7 protein-coding genes are annotated in these 17,075 nt (G+C 59.8%); 4 read left to right on the forward strand and 3 right to left on the reverse strand.

The genetic code is table 11. The annotated features are described in order from the left end of the window. Positions 1-728: 728 nt before the first annotated feature. Positions 729-1,199 (forward strand): hypothetical protein, encoded by a 471-nt coding sequence (locus N6L25_RS16220; RefSeq protein WP_271982374.1) that lies wholly within the window; start codon positions 729-731, stop codon positions 1,197-1,199. A gap of 186 nt (positions 1,200-1,385) precedes the next feature. After that, positions 1,386-1,673, forward strand: a complete 288-nt coding sequence (locus N6L25_RS16225; protein WP_271982377.1) for a hypothetical protein — start codon at positions 1,386-1,388, stop codon at positions 1,671-1,673. Between the two features lie 581 nt (positions 1,674-2,254). Here N6L25_RS16225 and N6L25_RS16230 read toward each other — a convergent pair. The 3 genes from N6L25_RS16230 to N6L25_RS16240 form a co-directional block, all read right to left on the reverse strand. After that, complete coding sequence (locus tag N6L25_RS16230; RefSeq protein ID WP_271982380.1) at positions 2,255-2,740, reverse strand: hypothetical protein; 486 nt, start codon at positions 2,738-2,740, stop codon at positions 2,255-2,257. Then, positions 2,737-14,430, reverse strand: coding sequence for an Ig-like domain-containing protein (locus N6L25_RS16235; RefSeq protein WP_271982383.1), 11,694 nt, complete (start codon positions 14,428-14,430; stop codon positions 2,737-2,739). Before N6L25_RS16235 ends, N6L25_RS16230 begins: the two co-directional genes overlap by 4 nt. Positions 14,431-14,598: 168 nt before the next feature. Next, positions 14,599-15,027, reverse strand: coding sequence for an Lrp/AsnC family transcriptional regulator (locus N6L25_RS16240; protein WP_271982386.1), 429 nt, complete (start codon positions 15,025-15,027; stop codon positions 14,599-14,601). A gap of 115 nt (positions 15,028-15,142) precedes the next feature. Between N6L25_RS16240 and astA the strand changes: the two genes are divergently transcribed. After that, the gene (gene astA / locus N6L25_RS16245; RefSeq protein WP_271982389.1) at positions 15,143-16,273 is read left to right on the forward strand and encodes an arginine N-succinyltransferase; all 1,131 of its coding nucleotides are present in this window, start codon (positions 15,143-15,145) and stop codon (positions 16,271-16,273) included. Then, a complete protein-coding gene (locus tag N6L25_RS16250; RefSeq protein WP_271982392.1) occupies positions 16,263-17,069 on the forward strand; it encodes a DUF1338 domain-containing protein in 807 nt (268 codons plus the stop codon). Before astA ends, N6L25_RS16250 begins: the two co-directional genes overlap by 11 nt. Positions 17,070-17,075 lie beyond the last annotated feature (6 nt).

Consider the following 17,075-nt stretch of genomic DNA (forward strand, 5'->3'; position numbering starts at 1 on the left):
CGCTTCTTGGTCTGGTACTCGGCTTCGGAGAAGGTGATCTGATCCATGGTGACACTGAATCCTATGCGGTTGGCGATGGCCCTAATTATCGCTGAATTTGAGACTTATTCAGAGTCTCCTTAGATTTGGCTGATCCCTTAACAGGAACCTCAAAGCCTGTCGAAAAAACGCCAGGCCTGTATTAAGGCAGTCAAATTCACTTGAAGCCTTGAGGTCTCTATCGTAATTAACAATCGAACTATTAAGCACGACTTTAAAATTATACTCAAAATCAGAAACTTTCTTGACGCCGATAAGTGACATCCTAATGGAATTCGTTTTTCTGCGTGATTTCCCACAGTAAATTTCTTTTTCGACATTTACCTCTAACATCTCTATTTGCTTCCTTTTGAGCCAATAGGCAACGGTAAAAGGGGTCGGATCGATTTTAAACTCATCAATCTGTAAATAATGTCGCCAACCTCTCATAGTCCGTCGTCCGAAGTAGGCTGGTTAAAATTTTCTCCTTCCAGTATAAAGTTGACAAATCGATACGCTGATTCATCAGCAGAGTGTACCGAATGGAAAAGACGGAGCCGAACTGATCAATTTAAAATCTATCTGATCCCATTCATTTGGTATCCTAGAGGGCAAATCATTCATTCAGAGTACGATAAACGAAGTTCATCGGACTTAGCCGAATATGATTTTGATCGAGTTTGAACCTCCCGATACTCACAGGAACTAAAATGCAAACTTATAAAAACAAGCACTTGAATGTAAAAGCCGAGTTCCCAAGCCATTGGAGCATCATATCTTGGAAGCATGGAAATATATCAAAGGAATGGCAAGATATATATCAATCTACCGATGACGAATACCCCAAGCTCAACGATTCGAAATTTTTGTTTACCGCTTATCACATGGAGAAAGACCAAATTTCGACAAAGTGCGGCATTGAGGTATCCATTTACAACATGGAGGAAACAAAAAACTTCACCGAGCTAATGTATGGAAAAAACGCTAAAGATATCCAAACATGCAATATCGGAAATAGAACTTTTTATTTCAAAGAACAAGAGCTTAACAAATTTAGCAAAACAAATTTCTATTGGTCAAATCTGACCAATAACTTTTGGCTTTACATAAAAACATCATATTACGGCCAGGAGAACAAAGGAGAACTACTCGATGTTCTACAAACCATGACTGATTGCTAGGATCAATGGGGTCGATCAATGGGGTCCGATCAATGGGGTCCGAGTCATTTGATCCCAAAACATTATCCCCATATCATCCGCCGTGGATTCAATCTCGGAAAAGGACTTCCAGATGGCTCGCCTACCACGCCCGTATCTGCCTGAGTGCGCTCAGCACATCATCCAGCGCGGCAACAATCGCGCTGCTTGCTTCTACGAGGAAGCCGACCACAGCGTCTGCTGGGTCGGCGTTATGTTCGCTACTTCAATCATATCCATTGTCGGACCGGCACACTGTGGGAGGGCCGCTACAAATCGACCGTGGTGGATACCGATACCTACTTGCTGACGCTCTATCGCTACATCGAACTTAATCCCGTTCGGGCAGGGATGGTAGAGCATGCCTCCGAGTACCCCTGGTCAAGTTACCAACACAACGCCGTTGGAAAGGAGGTGCAGCTGATTACTCCCCATGCACAATACCAGGCTCTGTGAAACACGCCCTCAGAACGCCAGGCAAACTATCGATCGTTATTCAGGGGAAGAATGTTGGATCGCGACCTCACTGAGATCCGGGAAGCAACAAACAAGGCGTGGGTGCTGGGTAGTGATTCTTTTAAACGAAATTTTGAGGTTGTCAGCGGGCGGCGTGCCATCGCTGGGAAGCGGGGCGGTGATCGGCGATCCGCAGCATATAAATTGGCCATGGACCAAGGACTCTGACCCCATTGGTCCCGTTGAAGGCGGGCATCATCCTCGTTGGACGCTCCAGATGATGCAGGGGCAGCGGAGGCGGCATTTCAGAGTCGAGCGATTCCATGGAGGAACGCGGACCCCAAGAGCCACACCTCCGCCACCTGTACTAGCCTAGACCAGAATTATCGCATCCGCTGATCTGCTAAATTCAAAGGTAGACCCCATTGGTCCCATTGGTCCACCATTGGTCCGGAAGCGACTGGGGTATCGGACACCGGCGGAGGTGTTCTGGGGTGAATTTTCCGGGGCACTAGGAACGAGCGATGCTGCACTTATTGTTTGAAGTCAGGAATAGATCTGTCCTAGTTTTCTGCGAATTTCTAATTGCTCAAGAGCTTATCCTTAATTTTATCGAAATTAGGTTGTGCGCGAATTCCAGGATTTAAAGCATCAAGCAAATCTGCTTTAGTTTCGATATGGTCGAACCAGGGCAAGGCAACAGACTGCAGCAAATCCCTAATTTCTGATAGAGCCCTCAAAACTTCTTCTTCGGATTTAATACTCCAAGAACCACCGCCAAATGCTATCTCACCGAACGGGTTGAGATAGCCCCCAGACGATATTCTGCTCGGAAGTTTCTTTGGGAATTTAGAGCACTCAAAATCAGGATCCAGCTCTGGAACCCAGCACTTAACAATGGGGCGCAAGTTCCACCCTCCATTAAAAATCGAGAAATCCAATATATCGAACATTCCCGATCTCTCCCGCACAAACGCATACGACTTGACCAGCTGAAACCCCTTCTCAATTAAGAATGGGGTTATAGTTTCTTTTGCTAACTTCTTAAGTTCTGATGCAGTAGTCATCGCTTTTTGTTCACAAATATTTCCACTAAAGAAACACCACCAAATCGCTTTCTTCTCCGATCTATTTCATTCTGGCTCCAACCGCGACCAGTTTTTAGATCAAACGCCAATAGACGCTTACCATTGCGATCTCTAACGACAACGTCAAGCCCCTTGGAACCACGCTCCCTTCTTCCTACAGGATCTCCGCCATCATCGATCACAAACTCCTCAGCATCAACTATGAACCCCATTGATCGAAAAATACTTTGATTGTTTAAATTTTCAACTAATTCCTGAAGATATCTATGCGATCGCGAACCTCTGGAGGCGCCAGTATTCCTCACATCTCCCGCATCCACGTCGACCAGCATCTTGTCATACGCATCGACGGCAAAATTCACCACCATTTCCCCAACTAGTCCAAATGCTTGGGATGCAAGTTCATCTTTTATCTCGTCAGCAACCACGTTTCTGGCTTTTCCAAAAAGAGCCTTATCGATCAGTGATCGTCCTGCAAAGCTCACTGATCGAGCCGCTAACTGTCCATTGATGCGTATTGCTGTTCCAATGGAACTGAGACTAAACCAACCCGTTGGGTCGATATTCGTAACTGGATCTGCGTTGGCATATAAATACTTATGAAGGCTAACTGGATCGAACTTGCTCCCCATCCACGTATCCATCTGCGTGAACCGCCCCACGCCCTGGTCGTAGTACCTTGCCCGCAGGTAGTACTGCTCCAGCCCCGCATCCCGCTGTTCGCCGGTGTACAGGTAGTCGTTGTCGGTGTCGCCGGCGCTGGCCAGCAGGACGCCGAAGGCGTCGTAGTGGTAGGTGTCGGTGACGGCACTGGCCTCGTCTGCCAGGGCCCGGGTGGAGCCGTGGCCGTCGTAGAGGTAGTAGGAGGTCGCCCCTGACCGCTGTTGCGCCAGCAGGTCGTCGCCGTAGGTGTAACTGACCTCGGTGGTGCCGTTGCTCACTTCCGCCAGTACCTGGGCGTAGTCCCGGTTGCTGTCCACCACGAATTGGGTGGTGACGCCGTTCTCGGTGCGGCGGGTGCGGATGCCGTCGGCGTTGTAGCCGTAGCTTGCGCTGTAGCCCGGACGGGTGGTTTCCACCAGCTGGTTGCGGGCGCTGTAGCTGTAGCGGGTCACCTGGCTGTCTTCGGTCTCGGTCAGGGTGTTGCCGTTGGCGTCGTAGCGGTAGCTCACCCCGCCCTGCTGGGTCAGACGGTCATTGGCGTCGTAGCTGTAGGCGGTGTGCACGCCGTCGACGATGCTGTAGCTCCGGTTGCCCACCTTGTCGTACTGGTACTCGGCGCTGTAACCGCCGTTAACCGGATCGGTGACGGTCTCGCCAACCAGTCGGTACAGCTCGTCGTAGGAATAACCGGTGCTGCGGCCGTTGTGGAGTTCCTGCACGCCGCTGCGGCGGCCGGTGGGCTCCAGCTCGTAACGGTAATCTGCCACCACGGTGTTGGACGCATCGGTGGTGGTCAGGGCCACCAGCCGGTTGAGGGCGTCGTAGCTGTAGCTGGTGACGTTGCCGTTGGGGTAGCTCACGCTGGCCCGGTTGCCCACCTGGTCGTAGCCGTAGGCGGTCTCGCCCAGGCCATCGTCCACCCACGCCAGGCGGTTGAGCTGGTCGAAGCCGTAGCGGGTGCTGCGGGTCTGGTCGTCGGTAGAGACGTCCAGCTGCACCCGGTTGCCAGCGCTATCGTAGCCGTAGGACAGCACCGATCCGTCGGGCTGGACCTCTTCCACCAGCCGGTTCATGGCGTCGTAGCGGTAGCGGGTGGTGCCCTCCGGCGTGGTGGCGGTGAGGCGATTGCCCACGGCGTCGTAGCTGAAGGTTTCCACGGTGCCGTCGCCGTAGGTGATGCGGGTCACAAGGCTGTTCAGGTCGTACTGGTAGCTGGTGGTCTGGCCATTGAAGTCGGTGTGGCTCAGGCGGTTACCGGCGGCGTCGTAGCTGAAGCTCTCGGTCTGCCCCAGGGGCAGGGTGCGGCTCAGTACCCGGCCCTGGCTGTCGTAGGTCCAGCGGGTGGTGCGGCCTTCGGCGTCGGTCTGGGTCAGCTTGTTGCCGGCGACGTCGTAGCTGAAGGTGGTGGTGCCGTCGAGGGGATCGGTCACCTTGATCAGCTGGCCGAGCGCGTCGTACTCGTACCCGGTGACACGGCCATTCTGGTCGGTGCGCGAGGTACGGCGGCCCAGGGCGTCGTAGGCCTCGGTCACCTTGCTGCCATCGTGGTACACCGTCTCGGTGCGCTGATCCAGCGCGTTGTAGGTGTAGCGGCTGGTGTGGCCGTTGGCGTCGGTCTCGCTGGTGAGGTTGCCGTCCGCGTCGTAACCGAAGCGGTGGCGGTTGCCCAGGGCGTCCACCACGGCGGTGCGACGGCCGGCGGCGTCGTACTCGTAGTGAGTGACGTTGCCGTTGGCGTCGGTCTCGCTGACCACCCGGCCGGCGGCGTCGTAGGCCGTGGCGGTGTGGCTGCCGTCGTCGTAGTCGGTACGGATCACCCGATTCAGGGCGTCGTAGCTGTAACGGGTGGTGCGACCCAGTCGGTCGGTTTCGGTCTCGACGTTACCTTCGGCATCGTAGGTCTTGTAGGCCACGGTGCCGTCCGGGAAGTAGGTCTCGGTAACCCGGCCAAAGGCGTCAAAGACATATTCGGTACGTCGGCCCAGGGCGTCCACTGTGGCGGTCTGGTTGCCGGCGATGTCGTACTCGGCGTAGACCGTCGAGCCGTCCGGGTAGTGGGTCTCGATCACCCGGTTGTTGGCGTCGTAGACGTAACGGGTGGTCTCCGCCTCGGCGCTGCCGTTGACCGTGCGCTCGCGGATCTCGGTCAGTACGTTGCCGTTGGCGTCGTAGGTGAACCGGGCAGTCTCGCCCAGGGCATTGGTCTCGCTCAGCTTGTTGCCGTCACCGTCGTAGGTGTAGGTGGTGGCGTTGCCTTCGGCATCCACGCTCTTCGACACCAGCCCTTCGGCGTTGATGTTGTTACCGGCCACCTTGCCGTTGGGATCGGTGACACTCAGCAGGTTACCCACGCTGTCGTAGGTGTTCCTGTACTGATTGCCGCGGGCATCGGTGATGGTCAGCTCCTGGCCGCGACTGTTGTAGGTGTAGGCCACGGTGTTGCCCAGGCCGTCGGTCTGGGTGAGCTGGTTGTTGCGGTCATCGAAGCTGGCCGAGGTGGCGTGGCCCAGCGGGTCGAGCTGGCTGAGCTGGTTGCCACGCTCGTCGTAGGTGTACTGCCAGGTCTTGCCGGCGGCATCCACCTTGGTGGTGACGTTGCCACGGTCGTCGTAGTAGTACAGCGTGGTGTTGCCACGGCGGTCGGTGACCACGGACTGGCGGCCTTCGAGGTCATGGTTGAACTCGGTGCGGTTGCCCTCGTTGTCCTCCTGGGCTACCAGGCGGCCGCTGTCGTCGTAAATGTTGCGCACCAGGCGCCGGCCCAGCGGGTCGATGATTTCCAGCAGGCCGTGGCTGCGGTTGTAGGTGTACTCGGTGGTGTTGGCCATGGCGTCGGCACTGGCCACCAGGTTTCCATCCGCCGTGTAGCTGTAGTTCAGTGCATCGCCGTTGGGGGTGGTGATGGACCGGATGCGGCCATGGCTGTCACGGTTGAAGGTCACCGCCTTGCCGCTGGAATGGAAGATGCCATCGTTGGTGTAGCGCAGGGTGTGACCGTTGGGGTCCACCACGGTGTCGATGCCGAAGTCCTGGTTCAGGTTGTAGACGTAGCCTGCCTCGGTGGTGAGCTGGTAGCGGCTCGGGTCCACCGGAGCGGAGAAATAACCGGTCTCCAGCAGGGTGCCCCCCTCGTAGCGGGCAGTGCTGTCGTTCAGCGCCACCAGTTCGGATTGGGTATCGCCCACCGGGGTGAACACCAGCGCCACATCCTTGATCACCTGGTAGGTGTTGCAGCGCGGCGACGCCCCCACCTCGAACCGTTCCACGTCGCCGGTGGGCAGGGTCACGGTGACCACCGGGGCGCCCAGGGGCTCGATGCAGAAATCGGTGATCATGTTCAGCGGGCCACGGTTGTACTGGTTGATGGCCCAGTAGCTGCCCGGCGCCCGGGACTCTTCCACCTTGACGTCCTGGTAGCCGATGCTCCAGCCATGGCCGAAGTCCAGGTCCTCGAACCGGCGGCGGCTGTCGTAGGTACGGGTCACCCGGATGGGCAGGCCCGCCATGGGAATCGACAGGTCTTCCAGGGTGATGCTGAAGTTGCCGACCTTGAGGTCGCCCTCCACCTGCAGCGACAGCATGTCGGAGGCGGACTGGCCGTTAACGTCCAGGGCAATCACCGCCACGTCCCACTGGCCGTTCATCAGCAGGCTGGGATCAAACACCGCCACCGGGGCGGATACCTGGCTGGTGCTGCCTTCGGCAATGACCTGCCAGTTGTCGTCGCCGGACGGGGCGATCAGCACTTGGTAGGCCACCAGATTGTCGTCCTGGATGGTGGCGATGATGTCCGTGGGTGCGGTCACGATGGAACCGGTGTCCGGTCCTTCCAGGGTCACCACCGGCGCGACGGTGTCGCTGCCATCCTGGATGGTGACGTAGGCCCGTTCAATGACGGTGGTGGCACCATCGCTGACGGTGGCGGTCACGGTGTGGCGACCGGAACCTTCCGCGGTCCAGTAGGTGCGACCGTAGGGGTTCACCGCCAGGGGCTGGCCATCCACGTCGACGCTGATGTCGAACTCGCCCTGACCACCCTCGGTAAACACATCGATGATCACGGTGTCACCGGCCTTCACGCTGGCCGGGCTCACCAGTACAGTGGCCTCCAGCGGCAGGGGCTCTTCCTGCACCCGGATGCTGGTGCTTTGCAGGGTGCGGCCCTTGCCGTCGTCGGCGAAGTACACCACGTCGTGCAGGCCAATCTGGTCCTGGGTGGGGGTCCAGGTGACCAGGCCGGAACTGGCGACGGACATGCCGGCTGGCTGGGTCATGGCACCGTAGGTCAGCGCATCGCCATCGGCGTCGGTGGCCACCAGCTGGTACTGGTAGATCTCACCCACCACGGCCTGGAACGCGGGCCGGCTGGTGATCTCCGGGTAGTTGTTGTTGCTGTCGTCCACCGCATCCAGGATAAAGCCCTGGGTGACGTAGGACTTGCCATCGGAGACCCGGATGCGGACGTTGTGGGCACCCACCTGATCGCTAACCGGGGTCCAACGCAAGGCGCCGTCACCGGACAAGGTCATGCCGGCGGGGCCGGTCTCCAGGGCGTAGCTGAGGCTGTCGCCATCGGCATCGCGGGCGATCACATTGTAGCCGTAGGTGTGACCGACCAAGGCCGGAGACGTGGGCAGACTGCTGATCTGCGGTGTTGCGTTGGCTGCGACCGGCGCATTGACGCCAATGCCGTAGCTCTGTGTGGAGGCGGCACCGCGGGCGTCGGTCACCCGGATCACCACATCGTGCACCTGGCCGGCCTGGGCCGCAGAGGGCGTCCAGTTGATCAGGCTGCCGGCCAGAGTCATGCCGTTCGGCGCCTGGTCCAGGGAGAAGCTGAAACTGTCGCCGTCGCTGTCCGAGGCGGTGATCCCATAGCGATACGGGCTTTCCGCCAGTGCCTGGGTGTCCGGCGTACTGGTGATCAGCGGCGGGTGGTTGGCGCTTTCGTTCACTGGCAGGGTGAGTTTCTGGCGCGCCTGGCCGCCACGACCGTCGTCCACCTGGATCTCCACGATGGCGGTATCGCCGATGCGCTCCGCCGGTGCCAGCCAGGAGAACAGACCGGTCTCCGACAGGGTCATGCCGGCTTCGGATTCGGTCAGGGCGAAGGTCAGGTCGTCGCCGTCCGGATCGTTGGCGGTGACCTGATAGTCAAAGCGTTGGCCGGCATACACCGCGCCTTGCGGCGAACTGGTGATGGTGGGCGGCTGGTTGCCGGCGCTTGGGTCCACCACTTCGATCAGGAAGTACTGCTTGCTGGACGCACCCCGGGTGTCCAGAGCGGTGACTTCGGCGGAGAATACGCCGGTCACGCCTGCGCCCGGCGTCCACTGGATCTGGCCGCTGACACCGTCGATGGTCATGCCCGGCTGGGAGCGGCTGAGCAGGTACACCACCTCGTCGCCATCCGGGTCGGTGGCGTGGGCGGTGTAACTGAATGTCTCACCCGGCTGGATCAGCCCCGGGGGTTCGGAAATAAACTCCGGTGGCAGGTTGTCCGGCGCCGTCGTAGTCACCACATGGGTCTGCTCGGCGACCGCTCCGGACAGGTCGGTGGCCCGCAGGTTCAGTGTGTAGAGCCCTTCAGTCAGCCCTTCGGCCTGCAGTTCGCCAGTGCGTTCGTTGAGCTCGAATCCGTCGGGCCCGTCCTCCAGTTCGAACCGGTGGGCATCGCCCTTGTCGGGATCAGCGACTTCAAGCTGGAAGCTGAAGTTCTCGCCCACCACGGCGGTACTGGACGAGGCGCTGGTAAATGCCGGCGCATCGTTGGCGTCGGCGATGGATACCGCAAACTTCTGGGTATCGAACAGCCCCGCCTCATCGAACACGCGGGCGTCCACGATGGCGGCGCGGGTGTCGTTGTTGTCAGTGGCACACTCCACCAGCTCGGCAGGGCCGGATACGGTCGCCTTCAGCGCCTGGATGATCTTGCCATCATCCACCACCAGCGATACCTGGGTGCTTTCGCCGGGCTGCAGGCCGGCCACGGTGACCTGGCCAAGCGCTTCTTCGCCGGTCCAGAAATGATCATGGACGAAGGAGACGGTCAGCGGGCCTTCCGCCGGGGCCAGTCCACGGTTGCGCACGGTGACGTTTGCGGTGCTGGTGGCCTGGTCATAGATGATGCCAGACACCGAGATGTCCGCCAGCGACAGGGCATCCCGGTCGGGGAAGGTGTTCAGCCGGAAGGTGTTGTGGCTCAGCCAGCTCGGCGTCGGACGGGCCGGCACCGTCAGGTCGTCGTTGATGTTGTTGATGCTGTAGGCGTGCTGGTTCCAGATGGAACGGGTTGGGGCCCAGGAGTCGGTTTCATCTTCAAACACCCGCACGCCGGCATAAGTGCCACGGCTATAGCTGTTTGAGATAACCACGATTTCTGCGTGATTGTCGTTATCCACATCAGCGACAACGGGCAACTCATAGGTGGTGCCACTGGTATTGGCGATCTCGTAGATCACCGCACCGGTGGGGCCGTCGTAAATCCGCAGGTAGTATTCGTCCGCGTAGACCACCTCGGCACGTCCATCGCCGTTAAAATCGAAAACCGACGAGCCCGTTTTGTGGGAGGAGTTATCCCTGGTCGGCGACTGCCAGACAACACCCCCATCTGCGTTGAACACCACATAACGGTTCGCGCCAGCAACACCAATATCGGGAATGCCATCGCCGGTCATATCCGCAATGGTGGGTGCCCCGCCATTGCCGCCCCCGGGGATCGACTTGCCGCTCCATACGATCGTGCCGTCGTTATTTATGAGCTTAACGAGGCCATTGTGGACTACCACGATCTCAGGCGACGAGTCGCCGTTGAGATCGGCGACAGCCGCGAAGCCGTCGCCGTGGTTAAACAGCAGTTGCCCATCATGGCGATAGGCCGCTCCACCAGCAATGACTTCCTGATAGCCATCGCCGTTGATATCGGCGGCCAAGGAAAGCGGACCGGCACCATTATTGCCGGATGGACCGGAGCCTTGCCAAAGCAGTTGTCCGCGATTGTCAAAGACGGCATTACCGACAATGATCTCGGTGACACCGTCACCATCGAGATCGGCAAAGCTCGCCCCTCCCCAACGGATCGTCATCCGGCTGCTGGATGTCCACTCCACCTGACCATCGTGGGAGAACGCAATTATGCCGCCACCGTACCTCGGTGTGACAATCTCCACGAAACCATCACCATCAATATCCGCAGCAGCGGGAGATCCTTCAGGCAGAATTGATGCGCTGGCGGAGGTCCAGACTGGCTCTCCATTCTTGGCCCATACCGCTCTCAGGTAGCCTTCCCGATAGTAATAACGACTCCGGAAGGTCTGGAAGATAATCGCGATGTCATCGTTCACATCAACCCGGCCATCGCCATTGGTGTCGTACAGCGGCACCGCAATTGGCGCATGCATGACCTGGTTGTAGTTGGCGGCGGGTTGGCCGGTCACATCCCAGCGCCACTTCTCCACCGGATTCAACGCACCCAGGTCTTCCCTCGGTTCCCCAACGCACATCTTGTGCGAATCCGTCCGGTTATCCACCCACTCACTACCCGCCGCCCATTCGATCAGGCCGGTGCCCGTGCCTATGCCCATACCCTCGGGCGCATACTCCAGGCCATAGGTCAGCACATCGCCTTCGTTCGGATCGGTGGCGTCCACGTCGTAGCGGTAACCCGCGTCCTCACCACCGACGACCACCGGCGGTGTGACGATCTGTGGCGGCAGGTTCTCATGGATTACCAGGGTGAAGGTCTGCTCGGTGGTTGCGCCGCGCAGATCAGTGACCAACACGATGATTTCGTACTCACCTGGGGCAATGCCGCCCGGCGCTGAGGTGAACTGGCCGGTGCGTTGGTCCAGGTACAGCCCGTCTGGCCCTGACACCAGGCTGTAGCGATGGGCATCGCCCACATCGGCGTCGGTGACTTCGATCTGGTAGTCAAAGGACTGGCCACCCTCGAGCGCTGTCTGCGGCTCGCTGTCGATGACCGGCGCCTCGTTGACGTCTTCCACGTTCAGGGCATAGATCTGGCTGTCCGTCAGGCCATCCGGGTCGGCCACGGCCACCCGCACCAGGGCGGCCCGGGTGACGTTGTTGGTGATCTGGCATTCCTCGATGTCCGCACCCGGTCGCAGCACCACCGTCAGGTCATCGCTCAACTGGTCATCGGAAACCGTGATGGCGGGATAGGCCGAGCCTCCGCTGGACAACGCATCCACCTGCGCCGTGCCCAGCAGCACGCCCTGCTCGGCGGTTCCGGCGTAGAAATCCATCGCCACCGGTACGGTGATATTGGCCAGGCCTCGGTTACCCAGCTGCACGCTCAGTTGGTGTTGACCCTCACGCCCCTGCTCGATACGAACATGGCCAAGGCGGACATCGGGGTTCCCCAGGTGGTCCAGGGCGACCGGCAGGTAGGCCATGACCAGGCTGGTGGTGGCCAGTTTGGTGGAGAACAGGCCACTGGTGGTGTTCCAGGTGCCGTTGGCCTGTTGGGTATCCAGCAGGTACTCGATGTTGGCCAGCACCACCGGGTCGGTGATGGCGGGATTCCGGTAATCCAGGGCCAGGCCAACCCATGCCGAGGTCAGCGGGTCGCTCTGGCTGTCGGTGGCATTGGGGGACCAGCCGCCATCATCCCGTTGGCGGGACCGCAGCCGGGTATCGATCAGGTGGATCGCATCGTCCATGCGGGCCAGTAAGTCTTCGTCAGTGATCATCGTGGCCAGCTCGGCCAGCCCGATCATGCGATATACCTGCCTCAGGTTGTTGTTCTCGTTGGTCTCGATACCCGCCAGAAGATACTCCGCCACGCTCGGGGCCAGCATCCGGTAAAAGTCAGCCAGTTCCTGTTGCTCGGCGGTCAGCATGTCCAGTTCGTCAAGATCCCGCAGCAGGCCGGAGGACGCCTGGGAGACCAGCGCGGTAATCGCCAGTGGATTGCGCAACCAGCCGCTGCGATGGTCGTTGGTCCAGTAGGCCAACTGGCCACTGTAGGTCACCCGGTTGGTAAAGAACTTCAGCCCGTTCTGACGAACCGCCAGCGTGCGGGTCCGGTCGGGCACGGCATTCAGCGCCCACAGTGCGAACGCGGTCTGGTTCATGGCAAGAGAAGGGTGAGAACGGCGGATGGAGCCATCGTTCAGCTGGCTGGACAGGATTTCCGAAAGCAGGTATTCCGCCGCACTTTCGTCGATCTCCGCCTTTTCCTTGGACGATTGCAGACCGAGAACACTCTGGGTCTGAATGTGGCAACCCAGACAACGGTGGCGGTTATGCCAAGCGACCGACTGGGGGCCGACGTAATCACTGGCATCGGTAATGGCTTCGCGAACCCGGTAGAACAGTGGCGCGATATAGGTCGCTCCTGCGACCTCATCGCCCTCCTCATACTCCTTCACCGAGCCGGTGGGCACCACATAACACTGGTCGTTAAAGGTCGGTACGGTCTGGGTGAATTCCGGCGCTGGCAACCAGCTGATCACCCCCGACTGAGCGCCGATGCTCATCTCAGCGGGCCCACGTTGCAGGCTGTAGGTCAGGATATCGTTCTTGTTGGGGTCTTCCGCCACCACCGGGTACTGATAGGGAGCCCGCTCCGGTGTGGTGACCACCGGCGGGCTGGTGATGACCGGTGGCAGGTTCGGCTGGATTACGTTGATGGTGATGGTTGCGGTCGCCGACAGTTCCCCATCCGACACCTGGTAGCTCAGCGTCTCCAGGCCTTCGAAATCGGGGTCCGGGGTGTAGACCAGCTCCGGGGCATCGCCGGACATCACCCCGTTGGCAGGGGTATCCAGTAGACTGTAGGTCAGTACATCGCTGTCGATATCACTGCCCACCAGGGTGATCGCCACCGGATCACCGCCTTCGGTCTCCGCATAAACGTCCTCCGCCACGGGAGGATCGTTCACCGGAATAACGGTCAGACCGTGGATGGCTGGCGCAGAATCCAGTTCGCCATCGTTGGCAATGTACTGTAGCTGGTCCGGGCCGAAATAATTGGCATTGGGCTGATAGGCGTAACCGGTCTCCGTTTCCACCACAGCGCCGTGCTCGGGCGGCACAACCACCGCAAAGGTCAGTGGCGACTGTTCGATGTCGGACCCCGAAAACTGCAGCGGAATCAGGGTGTCCTCTGGGCCGCTGGCCTGGGCAGGATTGGCGACCGGGGCGTCATTGACCGGGGTAACGGCGATGGTCACCGTCGCCGTTGCCGACAGCTGTTCGCCGTCATGGACCTGGAAGGTCAGGCGGTCAGGACCGTAATAGTTGGCGTTGGGGCGGTAGGTCACCTGGCCGTTGCTGTGTTCGATGGCGCCGTGCTCAGGGGCGGATACGATTTCATAGCTGAGGTCGTTGCCATCGGCGTCCTGGGCCAGCAACGAAAAATCCAGAGGGGTGTCCTCCGGGGTGGTGACCTGGCTGTCCAAAGCCTCGGGCCGCGCGTTGTAGCAGCGGGTGAACCGTTCGAAGGTAAAGCTGACGTAGCCCTGGCCGTTGAGCCGGTAGTCCGTCAGTCGAATGACCGCAAACCGCGCCACCCCATAGTTCAGGTTGGCGCCCTGCCCGGCGTGGTCACCCCATACCGGAATGATGAGGTTGTAGCCCAGCAGCGCGTCCAGATTGGCGCGAATGCCCCGGCTGTTTTTTACCCCCGGCGCGCCTTCCACCAGATCGCCGATATTCAGCTGACGATCGGAGGGATCGCCAGAATGGCGATAGCTTCGGCTGGTTCCGGGTGGCACCAACGCCTCTTCGAGCACGGGGGCATCATTATCGCCCTGCCAGGAGAGCCAGTTGTAATGCCCGGGGCCGGTGCCGAGGGGAATGTTCTGGAAGTTTTGTCCTGGCGTTGCCGAGGCCAGCAACGCGTCGGACAGCGTCAGGGGATAGAGGGAACAGAAGTCCGGGCTGATGACAATGTCTTCCGTCTCCCGGAAGCTTCCCGCGGAAACGGTTCCAGCAGACACAACTGCCCACGCAAAAGCCAGCCCTAAAGCGAACTTAGTCATCACAACTTCCCTGTCGGTTAGGTGCGCGCCCGATGCACCGTCTTGTGCAAAACGCACGCACTACTGCAAAATTTTTCGAGAAGCTAACAAATCCGCAAGAAAGCTGCTCAGAAAATCATCTCATATTTTCAAAACCTTACAATATTTTACATACACTTACCGATGATCCTACCGCCGAAACCGCGTCTCCAGCACCACCGCCGAATTGGTGCGTTCCACCCCTTCGAGGTTGCCGATCTCGTCCAGCACCGCGCTCAGTGCCTCCAGGGACTGGGCCTGGACGATGGCCAGCAGGTCGTATTCGCCGCTGACGGCATAGAGCTGGGCCACGTTGGGAATCCGGGCCAGGGCGTCGTTGGTGCGAACCGTGAGTTTCTGGCGTACCTTGATGGCGACGTGGGCCTCGACCTGGTTGGCGGTGTACTCGCCCCCCAGCTCCAGCGAGTAGCCCTTGATGATGCCGCTGGCTTCCAGCCGGGCGATGCGGTTCTGCACCGTGGAGCGGGACAGGTGCAGGGCCCGGGCCAGGTCGGAGATGGTGGCACGGGCGTTCTGGCGCAACAGGGCGATGAGTTTCAGATCCTGCTTGCTGATCATTGTGATCATCCAATTGGTTATTTTGATCGATTGTTGCAGCAAATCGACCAAATCGAAACTGCAACCTGTCGGCGTCGATCCGGATAATGGTCGGAGACTGACTCGGAGCACGCCCATGATCATTCGTCCGATTGCCCATGCGGATCTGCCTGCGCTGCAACAGATCGCCGTAGAATCCGGTCCCGGGTTTACCTCCCTGATTGACGATGGGGAGTTCCTGGTCCGCAAGATCCAGCACTCCATCGACAGCTTTGGCCGCGAGGTCAGCGCACCTGGCCAGGAGAGCTATCTGTTCGTGCTGGAAGAGCCAACCACTGGCGAGGTCATGGGCACCACCGGGATTGAAGCGGCCGTCGGCTTAACCAGCCCCCTCTATCACTACCACAAGAGCCGGGTGGTGCATCACTCCCGCGAGCTGGACCTGTTCCGCAGTGTCGATGTGCTTAACATGTGCAATCACTACACCGGCTGCACCGAGATCTGCACGCTCTACCTGCGGCCGCAGTACCGCCGGGCCTACGCCGGCAAGCTGCTGTCCCGGGTGCGGTTCCTGTTCATGGCTCAGCATCCCCAGCGCTTTGCGGATACGGTGATTGCCGAGATGCGAGGGGTCTCCAACGACGCGGGCGAATCGCCGTTCTGGAACTGGCTGCAGGCGCATTTTGTCGATCTGGATTTCGCCACCGTGACCCAGCTGGTGGGCGCCGGCAATAAAGGCTTCATCGCCGAGCTGATGCCCAAGTACCCGTTGTACATCAATCTGTTGAGCGACGCCGCCCGGTCCGTCATCGGCGAGGTGCATCCGCACACCGGTCCGGCGTTGGCGATGCTGAAAGGAGAGGGCTTCCGCCACACCGGCTATGTGGACCTGTTCGATGGCGGTCCCACGGTGGAAGCGGAGCGTGATCAGATCCGCAGTGTCGCCACCTCGGTGAGCTGCCGTGTCCAGGCGATCGACGCGGCAACCCCGGTGCTGCACGCCGGCCAGGCCAGCCATCGGGGTCAGGCGCTCGCCATCGCCAACACCGAATGCCAGGGTTTCCGCGCCACGGTGACCAAGCAGGCCACCTATCTGCCGGAGCATGGCGTGCTGCAGCTGCCGCTGGCGGTCGCCCGTGCCCTCGACCTGCGCGATGGCGGCCAGGCCCGCTTCATTGAACTGGCCGCGGCCCGCTCCGGACGGCAGCCCGAACGGCAGCGCGAACCACAGCCATCCCCCCATCGGGAGTTTCGTTATGCACTCTGACCGCGACACCCTGTTCCGTTGCCTATGGGACAACTACCGTGCCGTGACCCCCTCGGCCGAGCGAATCCACCGCATTCTGGGGGCCAGCCAGGACCGGGCGATCGTCAACGACCACATCGCCCTGCGCACCTTCAATCTGGAGAAAGTCGGCCTGGACAAGCTGGCGGCCCATTTTCTGGCGCTGGGCTACCGGGAAGGCGGCGACTACCACTTCGAGGCCAAGAAACTGTACGCCAAACATTACGAACACCCGGACCCGACAGCCGCCAAGGTCTTCATTTCCGAATTGCGGGTAGAGCGGTGCTCGCCGCAGCTGCAGGGCATCGTCGATGAGCTGGTGGCGCAGGTGCCGGATGACGCCGTCACGGCGGATGACTTCCTCTACTCCGGCACCCATTGGCGGGTGGACTACGCCACCTACCAGCAACTGCTGGCGGAGAGCGAGTACGCCGCCTGGCTCGCCGCCTGGGGTTATCGGGCCAATCACTTCACCGTCAACGTCAATCAGTTAGCCAATTACGATTCGGTGGCCCAGATCAATGACCTGCTGAAGGCGGAAGGTTTTACCGTCAACGAGTCCGGCGGCGAGGTCAAGGGCTCGCCGGCGGCCATGCTGGAACAATCGTCCACCATGGCCGACCGAATGGAAGTGGCGTTCCGCGATCGCACCGCGGTCATCCCAAGCAGTTTCTACGAGTTCGCCAAACGCTACCCCAAACCGGACGGCAGCCTCTACAGCGGCTTTGTCGCGGCCTCGGCCGACAAGATCTTCGAGAGCACCGACGCCGGGATGTAACCCGGC

This window comes from Marinobacter sp. SS21 (assembly GCF_028369065.1).
Classification (GTDB): Bacteria; Pseudomonadota; Gammaproteobacteria; order Pseudomonadales; family Oleiphilaceae; genus Marinobacter.